Genomic DNA, 13,933 nt, shown 5'->3' on the forward strand with positions numbered 1-13,933 from the left:
GATAGAGTTAGATGCGCAGTCATTATTGTGGAGACGTCAATAAGTCTCACGTTGGACAAGAAGTTACCTTGGTAGGTTGGGTTAATCGTAGCCGTGATTTGGGTGGCGTTGTCTTTTTAGATTTAAGAGACAGAGAAGGTCTCGTCCAAGTGGTTTATGATCCAGACTTGCCTGAGGTGTTTGCTGTGGCCAGCACACTGCGTGCCGAGTTCTGTGTTCAGGTAAAAGGTGTGGTTCGCGCTCGTCCAGATAGCCAAGTTAATGGTCAAATGAAGACGGGAGAAATTGAAGTCTTAGGTAAAGCATTGACGATTATCAACGCTGCCGATCCGTTGCCACTGAGCCTAGATAACTATCAGAACAACAGCGAAGAGCAACGTCTTAAGTATCGTTACTTAGATTTACGTCGCCCAGAGATGGCGCAGCGTTTAATGTTCCGCGCTAAGGTCACCAGTGCAGTGCGTCGTTTCCTCGACTCAAACGGTTTTTTAGATATAGAAACCCCGATCCTAACCAAGGCTACGCCAGAAGGTGCCCGCGATTATTTAGTGCCGAGCCGTACTTATAAAGGCCAATTCTTCGCGCTGCCACAATCACCACAGCTGTTTAAACAGCTGCTGATGATGTCAGGTTTTGACCGTTACTATCAAATCGTAAAATGCTTCCGTGATGAAGATTTACGTGCTGACCGTCAACCAGAATTCACCCAAATCGATATCGAAACCTCATTTATGACGTCCGAGCAAGTGATGGCGAAGACCGAAGAAATGATGCGCGGCCTGTTCCTTGAAATGCTCAATGTCGATCTCGGCGAATTCCCGCGAATGACCTATAACGAAGCCATGCGTCGTTTCGGTTCAGATAAGCCAGATTTACGTAATCCATTAGAGCTGGTGGACATTGCAGATTTACTTAAAGAAGTGGAATTTGCGGTATTCTCAGCCCCTGCCAACGATGAAGAAGGCCGTGTTGCTGCACTGCGTATTCCAGGCGGCGCTGCACTGTCTCGTAAGCAAATCGATGATTATACTAAGTTTGTTGGCATCTATGGTGCTAAAGGCTTAGCGTGGATGAAGATTAATGACCTAAGCCTTGGCTTAGAGGGCATTCAATCACCCGTGCTTAAGTTCTTAAACGAAAGCATAGTGAATGAAATCATTAGCCGCACAGGCGCGCAAACTGGCGACATTATCTTATTTGGTGCAGATCAGGCGACTGTGGTTGCCGAATCTATGGGTGCACTGCGTCTTAAAGCCGGTGAAGATTTCAGCTTATTGCAAGGTGAATGGCGTCCACTGTGGGTGGTTGACTTCCCGATGTTTGAGAAAATCAACGGCAACTTCCATGCAGTTCACCATCCGTTCACCGCCCCGCGCGGCGTAACGGCGGCAGAACTTGAAGCCAATCCAGCTAATCGCGTTTCCGATGCCTATGATATGGTATTGAACGGCTGCGAATTAGGCGGTGGTTCAGTGCGTATTCACAACCAAGAAATGCAGTCTGCGGTATTCCGTATTCTGGGTATTACCGACGATGAAGCTAAAGAGAAGTTCGGCTTCCTGTTAGAAGCGCTGCGTTATGGCACACCGCCACATGCGGGTTTAGCATTTGGTTTAGACCGCATCATTATGCTGATGACGGGCGCAAGCTCAATCCGTGATGTAATGGCGTTCCCGAAAACCACCACTGCCGCTTGTCCGCTGACTAACGCACCAGGTTTTGCCAATCCGCAGCAGTTAGCTGAACTTGGCATTGCCGTTGTTGAGAAAGCTGTTAAAACAGAAGGCTAATTTTTGTAAAACGACTTTCTGTGGTCATTTTATGCGTTGTATCAAACACCGAGGCATTAGCCTCGGTCTATTTTTAGTGGTATATCATTTTATTGCTTATCAATAAGTTCATCCTTAGCTTTTTCAGCCCCATAACACCTTAGATGATTGGTAAGCTGTGCAACAATATATACCAAGTAACCTTAAATGATGAATGCAGCATCTTGAGATTACTTAGGTATCACAAGAGGAGACTTCCCATGGCAGGTCACAGTAAATGGGCCAACATTAAGCACCGTAAAGCAGCGCAAGATGCTAAACGCGGTAAACTCTTTACTAAATTTATTCGCGAATTAACCGTAGCTGCCCGTGAAGGCGGTTCAGATCCCGATTCTAATCCACGCTTACGAATCGCCATCGATAAAGCCCTCGGTGGCAATATGACCCGAGACACGGTTGAGCGTGCGATTAAACGCGGCGCCGGTGAATTAGAAGGCCAGCAACTCGAAACCATTCTCTATGAAGGTTATGGCCCAGGCGGCACCGCTGTGATGGTTGAAACCATGACGGACAATCGTAATCGTACTGTGAGTGGTGTACGTAATGCGTTTAGTAAATCGGGTGGTAACTTAGGCACGGATGGTTCGGTTTCTTATCTATTCACTAAGCGTGGCGTGTTATCCTATGCTCCGGGAACCGATGAAGATGCATTGATGGAAGCGGCGCTTGAAGCGGGCGCGGAAGACATTATCAGCTATGATGATGGCGCGGTGGATGTGTTTACCGATCCCGTTGATTTCTATACGGTGAAAGAGCTGCTCGATAAAGCCCATTTTGTGGCGGATAATGCCGAAATCGCTATGATAGCCTCGACGAAAGCAGAGCTTAATCTAGAAACCGCTGAAAAATTTATGCGCCTTATCGACACCCTTGAAGATCATGATGATGTGCAAGAGGTGTATCATAATGCGGAAATCTCCGATGATGTGATGGCAAGCCTAGGCTAGATTGACTGTGAGCTGAATTGGGGCGTCAATTGATGCCAATTTCAGATCGCAAACGCTAACGTAGGAACAGGGACGCAAATGTAGATCCCATATAAGGTATTTAATGGCAATTATTTTAGGTGTTGACCCAGGTTCTCGGATCACAGGCTACGGCGTGATCCAATGTCAGGGACGACATCAGATTTATCTCGGCAGTGGTTGTATTCGCACTTCATCTGAAGAGCTTTCTGGCAGACTTAAACAAATATTTGATGGGATCACTGAGATTATTCGGCAGTATCAACCAGATGAATTTGCAATCGAACGCGTATTTATGGCCAAGAATGCTGACTCAGCCCTAAAACTTGGGCAAGCACGAGGGGCGGCCATTGTTGCGGCGACGGTGGCAAATTTACCTGTAGCCGAGTACAGTGCAACACAAATAAAAAGTGCGGTAGTCGGTACAGGGCGAGCTAAAAAGGAACAAATACAGCATATGATCCAGCAACTGCTGAAATTACCTGCCGCACCTCAAGCGGATGCAGCAGATGCTCTCGGCGTTGCTGTGTGTCATTATCACACTCGCCAAAGTTTAATTGCATTGAGTGGCCGAGCAACGGCAAGAACATACGGACGGTACAGATGATAGGTCGTTTACGTGGTGTGCTGGTTGAAAAACAAGCTCCCGAAATACTGATGGATGTTAATGGTGTCGGTTATGAATTACAGATGCCACTTACCAGCTTTTATGAGCTGCCAGAGATCGATCACGAGACTGTGGTGTATACCCATTTTGTTGTGCGTGAAGATGCTCAACTCCTTTATGGTTTTATCACTAAGCAGGAGCGGGCATTGTTCCGCTTACTGATCAAGACCAATGGTGTTGGTCCAAAACTCGCCTTAACCATTCTTTCTGGCATGACGGCATCGGAGTTTGTTGGTTGTGTTGAGCGCGATGATATCGTCACTTTAGTGAAGTTACCGGGAGTGGGTAAGAAAACCGCCGAGCGTTTACTTGTCGAAATGCGCGATAAGCTCAAGAGCTTGATGGAAGCATCTGCAGGCTCAGAGCGTGAGTTCGTGCTGCAATCCAGTTATTCACCCACGCCTACGGTGAATAGTGCCGAGGAGGATGCCATTTCTGCTTTGATCTCTTTGGGTTACAAACCACCACAAGCGAGTAAATCGGTTTCTGCTGCTTACAAAGAGGGCATGGATTCAGAAACCTTGATTAAAGCTGCACTTAAGTCGATGCTCTGATTAAGGGAACCATAATGATTGAAGCAGATAGACTCATCCAGCCGCAACTTCAAGTACAAGATGATGTTGTGGATAGGGCAATGCGGCCTAAATTACTTGATGAATATACAGGGCAAGATGACACTCGCGCTCAGCTTAAGGTTTTTATTCAAGCAGCCAAAAATCGTAATGAAGCCTTAGATCATATGTTGATTTATGGTCCTCCAGGGCTAGGTAAAACGACATTAGCGATGATTGTTGCGAATGAAATGGGCGTTAATATCAAATCCACCTCAGGTCCTGTGCTTGAAAAAGCAGGGGATTTGGCCGCATTACTCACGAATTTAGAATCCGGTGATGTGCTATTTATCGATGAAATTCATCGTTTAAGCCCAGTAGTGGAAGAGATATTGTATCCAGCAATGGAAGATTATCAACTCGACATCATGATAGGTGAGGGGCCTGCAGCGCGTTCCATCAAGCTTGATTTACCGCCATTTACTTTAGTAGGTGCAACCACTCGAGCAGGGGCATTAACATCTCCTTTGCGTGCTCGCTTTGGTATTCCACTTCGACTTGAATTTTATAACATTAAAGATTTAAGCACGATTGTAACGCGCTCTGCACAAGTGATGGGATTAGAGATTGATACAGAAGGTGCGTTTGAGATTGCACGACGTTCTCGTGGTACACCAAGGATAGCTAATCGCTTACTTCGCCGTGTGCGCGACTATGCCGAGGTTAAACATGATGGTGCGATCACTCAATTTGTTGCCGATCATGCGCTGGATCTACTCGATGTCGATAATGAAGGGTTCGACTATATGGATCGAAAGTTGATGTTAGCCATTATCGATAAGTTTATGGGGGGGCCTGTTGGCTTAGATAACTTAGCCGCTGCAATAGGTGAAGAACGCGAAACTATCGAAGATGTGCTAGAGCCTTTTTTGATCCAACAAGGGTTTATCCAAAGAACTCCCAGAGGACGCATTGCTACGGCACGTGCGTATCAGCATTTTCAGTTGATCAAACCTGAGTAATGACCCTTAAATGGCGACCGCTGGTCGCCTTTCGTCATATCAATTTTGTATAGAAGCGCTTCATATTACACTTCATTCCATGTTTCGCCATTTAGAGTTTGTCAAAGCGAACAACATCCCATCTCGAAACATCATTATATCCGAGTATTAAAATCAGCTTGTTTTTAGCTTTACGCCATTATTTCAACCCAAGACATCATATAGTTTAATGGCACTCCACAAATATTTACATCTGTATCAATATCAGAACCTAAAAACAGTATTTTACATGTCTATATAAAATAATAAGCAAAAATGGGTAGTGGGCTCCAATTCGAATTCATGCCAAAACACACAAGAGAATTAAATCGTTAGCACTATTCTAGAACACCATATTTGATTAAATCACTTATGCCAATCAAATTGATGCATCTTTGTTAATTATTTGTTCGCAGTGAAAATCTTGTGCATAAAAATTACATTTTATTCATTATGTATCTCCTCTATATAGAGTCTTTGCTTTGTATTGTCTTGCTTTCCTATGTTTATAAATTTTAGTTATGCACAAATAGACGATAATTAATCGATATACAGTGTTGTGTTTTTCATCTGTTCTCAAGTGAATTGTGTGATCTATATCGCATAAATTGATAATTACATTGTATGTTAAATGTTATTTTATTAACAGGGTTTGTTGCTAATTATTACTATTTAACTGGCGTAAAAAACTTTTTTAATTGGAAAACATGAATTTATAATTTTAAAGAAACAATAATGCAACAAATAAGATTATTTATAAAAACAATAATATTTTTTTAGTTAAATTTTTGCGCATTGACTGAAGTAAAGTGAATCATCAGTATCAAGCGCAACAGTAGTACAGCAATAGTTGTACAAGCTGTAAGCATAAAAATAATAGTAAGATCTAGGGAGCATTCAAACATGATCAAAAGAACCAAAGTCGCGTCGGCTATTAATGTCGCAATCGTTACTTCCATCTCTGCGGGTACATTTGTTGCGTCAAACTCATTCGCGGCTGAAGAAACGGCGAAAGTAGAGCGTATTGAAGTAACAGGTTCACGTATTCAACGTCAAGATATGGAAACAGCTTCTCCTGTGACCGTAATTGATGCTGCAGCGATTAAAGCGGAAGGTTTTACCTCTGTAGACCAAATGCTACAAGTTCAAACCTCTATGGCAGGTGCTGCTGTAGGGTCAAGTACAAATAATGGTGCTGATGGTGTTGCGCAGGTTGATTTACGCGGTATGGGATCACAACGTACATTAGTACTATTAAATGGCCGCCGTATGGTGAACTCAGGTTCTGGTGCCGATAGTGCAGTAGATTTGAACTCGATTCCTGTGGCTATGATTGCCCGCGTTGAAATTCTGAAAGATGGTGCTTCAGCAGTTTACGGTTCAGATGCGATTGCGGGTGTAGTGAACATTATCACCAAAAAAGACTTTGAAGGCTTCCAATTAGATTTTAATGGTAGCGGCACTGACAAAGGTGATGGTGAAAATGGTGATGTCAGTGCGCTATACGGTTTTAATACCGATGGTGGTAATTATACCTTTGGTGCAGCGTATTCTGAACGTCGAGGTGTAATTCAATCTGATCGAGATTGGACTAAACCTGGTGCGAGTGGAATCATACCAACTGGTTCATTAGATGGCATGGTTCAAGACGCTAATGGTGATTGGGTTGCTCAAACTGAGACCTATGACTTCACACAAGATAGTTATTATCAAACTCCAAGTGAACGTCGCAGCTTATTTGCAAATATGACCCAAGAGTTGGGTAATGATGTGGTATTAACTGCTGATGCAATCTATACAAACCGCCGTTCTCATCAGCAAATGGCCGCTCAACCTGCACAGCTATATCTTGATGTCTGTGGTCAACCTGGTGTAGACCCTGCAAAATGTCTTACTATTGATAGTAAGATGACTGCTGCAGGGATTAAGCCTGATGAGTTTGGGCAAGTTTTCTATGCTAGACGTATGAATGACGTTGGTCCTCGTATTTATACTCAGGACACAGATACTTGGCGCTTGTCTGGTGGGTTAGCGGGTACTTTAGATGTTCATACAGGTATGAATTGGGATGTCACTTATACCTTTGGTAAAAATAAAGCAGAAACCGCAGTAGAGAATTCTATCAATGCTAATGATATGACTAATGCTATTTATGCTAACTCTAGTGCTTGGTTAAGTGGTGCACCACTTACACAAGCGATGAAAGATAGTGTTGGTTATACTGAAGCTGCAAATGGCGGTAATGAACAGCAAACATTGTCAGCGGGATTAAATGGTGAGTTATTTGATCTAAAAGCAGGTGCTGTTGGCTTTGCTATTGGTGCTGAATATCGCCGTGAAAGTGGTTTCTATAATCCGGACCCAATTGTAATTGCTGGTGAAAGTACTGCTGCACAGCAAGACCCAACAGATGGTAACTATAACGTTGTCTCTGTTTTCCAAGAAGTCAGTGTACCATTTACCGAAAAATTAACGGGTGAATTTGCACTGCGTTTAGATGATTACTCGACTTTCGGTAAAGCAACCACTTGGAAAATTGGTTTAACTTATACAGCTACCGATGACCTGATGGTTCGTACTGTGGCAGCGACAGGTTTCCGCGCACCAAGTGTTGCTGAATTATATGGTGGTAACTCAGGATCGTTTGATTATCTCACCAATCCTTGGTTATCTGATGATGAGCAACCAGGGCAAATACTGGTGAATCGTACTTCTGATCCAGATTTAAAACCAGAAGAGTCTGAGTCTTACACCGCTGGTCTAGTATATTCACCAAGCTATATCGAAGGTATGTCTGTGACATTAGATTATTGGCGCTTCAAAGTCGATAATGCAATCGCCCGTTTAGATACTCAGGCTGGTTTAGATGATTGTAAAAATGGCATAATGTCCGCATGTGAAACTTTTAATATTACCCCTCAGGGTGACTTGCGTAATCTAACCAATGCATTGACTAACGTAGGTTATCAAGATACTAGCGGTATCGATTTTAACTTAGCTTATAACTTTGAAGCCTTGGGTTTAGACTGGAAAGTCAACAACGACACGACATATTTGTTGAATTTCGAGCAAGATAATAAAGATTATACTGATACTATCGATGGTAATTTTGGCGCTTACGCTAAAGTACGTAATAACTTTAGTCTTTCAGCAGGTCAAGATGACTGGAGTGTTATGTACTTCAACCGTTATATTGGTGAGATGACTGATTTAGCAAAAGGCTATGATGTTGACTCAATTCTATACCATAACATCTCAGGTACATATCATATTAATGATATGACAACCGTTAGTTTAGGCGTTAAAAACTTTACTGACGAAAAACCATCACGTGTCTCAAACGGTAGCGATGGTGGTACAGTTCCAGAAGTTTACGATACTATCGGTCGAACCATTTATGGTGGTGTAACAGTTAAGTTCTAAATTTAAACCTTTAATTTTTAAAAGCGCCTTAGGGCGCTTTTTTATTGCCGAAAGGGAACGAAGTATTTGTTATCGAACTTGACATCATTACTCGGATCACATTTTAACTGTAACTTCTCTTTACGTGTGTTTTAGGACTAGAGACACCTGTATAGCTATGGTAATATAAATGATATCGATTCTCGTTTGGATATTAAGGATGAGTAAAATACTTTTGGTCGATGATGATCCCTTGTTCAGAACTTGGTTAGCTGATGCCCTTATTGCTCATGGGCATGAAGTGGAGTGTGCTACTAATGGTTTAGACGGGCTAAATCGTATTCGTGCTGGTTTTGCAGACGTGATCATGCTTGATTTAGTGATGCCACAGATGAATGGATTTGAGGTATTAAAAGCCCGTGAGTGTTCAACGCCTGTTATGATGCTTTCAGCCCGAGATAGCGAAGATGATCGCATTATGGGTTATGAGTTGGGGGCTGATGATTTTTTAAGTAAACCATTTAGTATTAAGGAGTTGATCGTTAGACTGGGTGCACTGGAGCGCCGCCTACATTCACATCGGATCATGCAGCATAAAACCGAACACTCCCAAGTTAAATCGGTTAATTTTGATGAAACTAGCTATCGCATTACAATTGGTAATCGCGGGGTCGATCTTACCCAAACTGAGTTTCGACTCTTTAAGTATTTATTCGACCGCAAGGGGCAGGTGATTACGAAACAGGAGCTTCAACGTTCAGTTTTACAAAAAGATCTTGGACGCTTTGATCGTAACTTGGATATGCATATCAGTAATACAAGACGTAAACTCGCGAAAACCAGTTTACCGCGTAATTTGATTAATACCGTGCGTGGGCAAGGTTACAGTTTTACGGTTTAGGCTTTTGTCCGACACAAGGCGGGATTGACTGCTCGCTGTCATCGGTTAATAAAAAGCCGACTGATTTCACATTAGCTGAAAATACTGGCTTTCATTTTCACCTCACGCGGTTTTGGTTTATTCTATCGGGCATAAATTATGGGTGTAGCATGTGTCATCAATAGCCCTCACATGAATAAACGAGTAGGAATCATTATGCGGATCAGTGCCAATTTTGATGGTGGAAATATCCAAGTAGTCAATCTTGATAATAAAGATGATATTCAACTTGCGATCCGCCCCGATGCCGGTGGCGAGTTTTATCAATGGTTTAATTTTCGATTTGAAGGTAGCGTTGGCCATCAATACACGTTAAATATCATTAATGCAGGTACCGCTTCTTATCCAAAAGGCTGGGAGAATTATCAAGCTGTTGCCAGTTATGATCGCCAGCACTGGTTTCGTGTGCCGACACAATATCAAGATGGCACATTAACTATTCAACTTGAGTTAGATTGTGATGCAATCCAACTAGCCTATTTTGCACCTTACAGTTACGAACGCCACTTAGACTTGCTCAGCAGTGCTCAATTGCATCCTGATGTTAATTTAGAGCATTTAGGCTTAACCTTAGATGGTCGAGATATCACGCTTGTGAAAGTGGGTAATGATCATCCTTCCAAGCGTAATATTTGGATTACAGCCAGGCAGCATCCTGGCGAAACTATGGCTGAATGGCTAGTTGAAGGCTTAATTAACCGTTTACTTGATAATGACTGCCCAACAGCAAAATCTCTACTTGATAAAGCAAACTTTTACATTGTGCCCAATATGAATCCCGATGGTAGTGTTAGAGGGCATCTTCGTACCAATGCGGTAGGTGTTAATCTTAATCGCGAGTGGCAAAGCCCAAGTTTAGAAAAGAGTCCTGAGGTTTATCATGTTGTAAATAAGATGAAACAAATTGGCGTCGATTTATTTTACGATGTGCATGGTGATGAAGGTTTACCCTATGTATTTCTTGCTGGCTGTGAAGGCGTACCGACATATAGCGACAGATTGGCACAGTTACAGGCCGATTTTAGTCAAGCATTAACTTTAGCCAGTGCTGATTTTCAAACTCAATTTGGTTATGCTAAAGACGAACCGGGTCAGGCTAACTTAACCGTGGCATCAAATTGGGTAGCACAAACCTTTGAATGTTTATCCAATACACTTGAAATGCCATTTAAAGACAATAATAACTTACCCGATCCTTTTGTTGGCTGGTCGCCAGAGCGTAGCATTTATCTGGGTGAAGCCTCGTTAATCGCCATGCTGGCTGTTGTGGATAAATTGAGATAAATGAGGCGGATATGGCATTAATTGAATGTCCTGTATGTCGTAAGCGTATGTCCAGTAAATCGAGTGCTTGTCCACATTGTCAGGCAAAAACGAATGGAGACAATGAGTCCTTATCGAGGATTAGCCATATTCAAAAATCCAGCAGTTTAATGAACCAGAGTTTTATTGCGATGACACTGTTTATTGCTGGCGTTGTGATCTGGTTTTGGGGAGGTGAGCCTGCCGAAGGGATGCGTGCAAATATCGCCGGTATCTGTTTTGTATTCGGTTTTGTAGGTTACCTCGTGACTCGAATAAGAATTGTGTTACATAAACGGAAAAGTGTATGACTGACATAAATCAAGTGATTGACCAAATGCCCCTCGAAGTCTATGAAAGATTGCGTAGCGCAGCAGAGTTAGGCAAGTGGGAGGATGGCACTGTATTGAGTGAAGCACAACGTGAATCAACATTGCAAGTGGTCATGCTTTATCAAGCTCGTAAGCTTGATCAGACAGAACATTTTACAATCTCAGCCAATGGCAAAATTAACGAATTGTCTAAAGCGGAATTGAAAAAACAATTTCGTGGCGAATCGATTGCCGAGTTCAAAGTTCAAGATCTCTAATCTTGTCGCTACAGCCACTGTAAATGGTGGCTGTAGCATAGATTTGATTACAGAAAGATTCTGCACATAAGTCGTGTGCGCTAACCGTGATAAAGTTGATTTTCAGCGTCATTTATCAGTAGTGATTAGAAATGGTGAATCCAATCGTACTTTTTTTCATTAATCACTATCGAGTACAACAATTTCTCAAAGATGCTATCTAAGGTGCTATTACCCTCCTTAAGACAGTGGTATAAATAAGCCCAAATTTCCCTACACGCGAACATTTAGGACAATAGTCATGATTTTCTCTCAAGTAGTACTCGCTCCTGCAGATCCAATTCTTGGTTTAACAGATACCTTTAAGGCAGATCCTCGCCAAGATAAAGTGAACCTTGGGGTGGGCATTTATAAAGATGAAGCAGGACAGACCCCCGTATTAGCGTCTGTTAAAAAGGCCGAGGCATTGCTTCTTGAGCAAGAAAAGACAAAAAACTATTTAGGTATTGAAGGCGTTATTGCCTATAACCGCGTTGTACAAGAATTATTGTTTGGAGAATCGAGTGAGCTAGTTGCTTCTGGCCGCGCCGTTACCGCACAGGCCCCTGGAGGTACTGGTGCATTGCGTATTGCCGCTGAGTTCTTATTGCGTAATACACCCTCTCGTACCGTGTGGGTCAGTAATCCTACTTGGGCTAATCATCAAAACATTTTCGAAACGGCGGGTTTGACCGTTAGAGAATACGGTTACTACAACGCAAATGCTCACGATATTGATTTCGATGCCATGATGACAGATATCTCGGCTGCAAATGCAGGCGATATTATTCTACTACATGGTTGCTGCCATAATCCGACGGGGATTGATTTAACCTTGGCTCAGTGGAACTTAGTTGCACAATTATGTGCAGATAAGAAACTGGTTCCCTTGTTCGATTTTGCCTATCAAGGTTTTGGAGTCGGGATAGAAGAAGATGCGGCAGGTTTACGTTTAGTGGCATCTAAGGTACCTGAACTGCTTATTGCTAATTCCTTTTCTAAAAACTTTGGTTTGTACAATGAACGTATTGGCGCTGTAACAGTGGTTGCCGAAAATGCAGATGCGGCTGAACGTGCTTTCAGCCAAGTGAAACGTACTATCCGTGCAAATTACTCTAACCCTCCTGCACATGGAGCCTTAATTGTAAGCACGATTTTAGGCGATGCATCCTTAAAAGCGCAGTGGGTACAAGAAGTCACTGAAATGCGTGAACGTATTGCGAAAATGCGCACGCTGTTTGTTGATAGTTTAAAGGCCGAAGGTGTGACGCAAGACTTTAGTTTTATTTCTCGACAAAGTGGTATGTTTAGTTTTTCAGGTTTAAATAAAGCACAAGTTGCACGCCTCAAAGATGAGTTTGGTGTCTATATTGTTGGCTCAGGACGCATCAGTGTTGCTGGAATGACGAAAACAAATATGCCAGTGATTTGTAAAGCTATCGCTCAAGTGATTTAAGCGGCAAGACAGCACATAGTAATAGTAGAAGGACAGCAAATGCTGTCCTTCTTCATTAGTATGGGTTAAGAGGCGAGAGGATGCATTGTCAGATCCAATTTTAGACGTAGCAATGCACTTAATGCTTCCCGAAGACCTGCGTGATCGTGCAGATTGGGGTTATGATGATTCTTTAAAGGGAAGTCATTAATAAATGAACCTAAGCGAATTTGATCACCATGGCGTAGCACTTGGCTTATAACAGGACGACCAATAACCTGGTGGCACCAAGAGATCCGCTGTTCTAGGCTAAATTGACCCGCAGGAGATAACTCTGGATACAAATTATCGATAAAGATTATCTGTGCTTTAGTTGCGGCTAAACTTTTAGCGAAACGTGGTAACAGTAGCGGTGGCATGATACTGGTTAAAAAGCTACCTGGTCCTATGATAATTAAATCCGCATTAAGTACGGCCTGACAGGCTTCAAAAGTCGCATCTACCTGTGGTTCAAGACACAATGCGATAGGTACATCCGCCATACTATCTACATTCGTTTCACCAAAAACCTTACTCCCACAGGCTTGGATTGCGACTAAATGAGTCGGCTGCTCTGACATAGGGATAAGTTGAGTTTCAATATTCAATAAGCTACGAATAAGATTAACGGCTTCAAGCGGTCGAACACAAAGCTGATCGAGTGCTAGCAAAATAAGGTTGCCTAAATTATGGCCACTCAGTTCAGTTTCACCTTGAAAGCGATATTCAAATAGTTCAGAGCCAATGGAAGGGCGGTTAGCTAGGTGAGAAAGGCAGTTGCGAAGATCACCCCATGCAATGCAATTTTGTTGTGCTCTAAGGCGACCTGTTGATCCTCCATTATCAGTGGTGGCCACAATTCCCGTAAGGCGTTTACCTAGAAAATCAAGCGAAGAGAGCACTCTTCCTAAACCATGGCCTCCACCTATGGCAACGACATGATTAAATTGATTTAACATTTGATATTGCATATGGGTTGTTCCTTCCTGAATACCCTAAAAAATCCTGCTTTGTCACTGGGTTATTTCCATGCCATAGATGGTCAATGCTAAGGTTGGAGGTATGTTATTACTCAAGTCACAACTTGAGCCCAATGGGGAACCTTAGTATAAAAGCTCAGTCAAAAGCATGCACTAAAAATTAGTTTCAATACAAA

12 protein-coding genes are annotated in these 13,933 nt (G+C 42.6%); 11 read left to right on the forward strand and 1 reads right to left on the reverse strand.

The window, feature by feature from the left end; genetic code table 11:
* The first annotated feature begins 11 nt into the window (after positions 1–11).
* From aspS to MZ182_RS09885, 11 genes are all read left to right on the forward strand, one after another.
* Positions 12–1,790, forward strand: a complete 1,779-nt coding sequence (aspS, locus tag MZ182_RS09835; protein ID WP_248068049.1) for an aspartate--tRNA ligase — start codon at positions 12–14, stop codon at positions 1,788–1,790.
* 239 nt (positions 1,791–2,029) lie between these two features.
* The gene (locus tag MZ182_RS09840; RefSeq protein WP_248068046.1) at positions 2,030–2,776 is read left to right on the forward strand and encodes a YebC/PmpR family DNA-binding transcriptional regulator; all 747 of its coding nucleotides are present in this window, start codon (positions 2,030–2,032) and stop codon (positions 2,774–2,776) included.
* 103 nt (positions 2,777–2,879) lie between these two features.
* Positions 2,880–3,401: a crossover junction endodeoxyribonuclease RuvC gene (gene ruvC / locus MZ182_RS09845; RefSeq protein WP_011789370.1), complete on the forward strand. Its 522-nt coding sequence runs from the start codon at positions 2,880–2,882 to the stop codon at positions 3,399–3,401.
* On the forward strand, positions 3,398–4,015 hold the full coding sequence (gene ruvA, locus MZ182_RS09850) for a Holliday junction branch migration protein RuvA (protein ID WP_248068043.1): 618 nt from the start codon (positions 3,398–3,400) through the stop codon (positions 4,013–4,015). Before ruvC ends, ruvA begins: the two co-directional genes overlap by 4 nt.
* 14 nt (positions 4,016–4,029) lie before the next feature.
* The gene (gene ruvB, locus MZ182_RS09855) at positions 4,030–5,034 is read left to right on the forward strand and encodes a Holliday junction branch migration DNA helicase RuvB (RefSeq protein WP_011789368.1); all 1,005 of its coding nucleotides are present in this window, start codon (positions 4,030–4,032) and stop codon (positions 5,032–5,034) included.
* Positions 5,035–5,955: 921 nt separating this feature from the next.
* Entirely contained in the window at positions 5,956–8,475 is a 2,520-nt protein-coding gene (locus MZ182_RS09860; RefSeq protein WP_248068040.1) for a TonB-dependent receptor plug domain-containing protein, read from the forward strand.
* Between the two features lie 199 nt (positions 8,476–8,674).
* The gene (locus MZ182_RS09865) at positions 8,675–9,355 is read left to right on the forward strand and encodes a response regulator transcription factor (RefSeq protein WP_115014740.1); all 681 of its coding nucleotides are present in this window, start codon (positions 8,675–8,677) and stop codon (positions 9,353–9,355) included.
* Between the two features lie 195 nt (positions 9,356–9,550).
* Positions 9,551–10,678 carry a M14-type cytosolic carboxypeptidase gene (locus MZ182_RS09870; RefSeq protein ID WP_248068038.1) on the forward strand — a complete coding sequence of 376 codons (1,128 nt, stop codon included), beginning with the start codon at positions 9,551–9,553 and terminating at the stop codon, positions 10,676–10,678.
* Positions 10,679–10,689: 11 nt separating this feature from the next.
* Complete coding sequence (locus MZ182_RS09875) at positions 10,690–11,007, forward strand: hypothetical protein (protein WP_014610592.1); 318 nt, start codon at positions 10,690–10,692, stop codon at positions 11,005–11,007.
* Positions 11,004–11,285, forward strand: a complete 282-nt coding sequence (locus MZ182_RS09880) for a YeaC family protein (protein ID WP_011789362.1) — start codon at positions 11,004–11,006, stop codon at positions 11,283–11,285. Before MZ182_RS09875 ends, MZ182_RS09880 begins: the two co-directional genes overlap by 4 nt.
* 280 nt (positions 11,286–11,565) lie before the next feature.
* The gene (locus MZ182_RS09885) at positions 11,566–12,759 is read left to right on the forward strand and encodes an amino acid aminotransferase (RefSeq protein ID WP_248068035.1); all 1,194 of its coding nucleotides are present in this window, start codon (positions 11,566–11,568) and stop codon (positions 12,757–12,759) included.
* A gap of 65 nt (positions 12,760–12,824) precedes the next feature.
* Here MZ182_RS09885 and yvcK read toward each other — a convergent pair whose 3' ends face one another.
* Positions 12,825–13,748 (reverse strand): uridine diphosphate-N-acetylglucosamine-binding protein YvcK, encoded by a 924-nt coding sequence (gene yvcK / locus MZ182_RS09890; RefSeq protein ID WP_011789360.1) that lies wholly within the window; start codon positions 13,746–13,748, stop codon positions 12,825–12,827.
* Between the last annotated feature and the right edge of the window lie 185 nt (positions 13,749–13,933).

The organism is Shewanella sp. JNE2 (genome assembly GCF_023159115.1).
GTDB lineage: Bacteria > Pseudomonadota > Gammaproteobacteria > Enterobacterales > Shewanellaceae > Shewanella > Shewanella putrefaciens.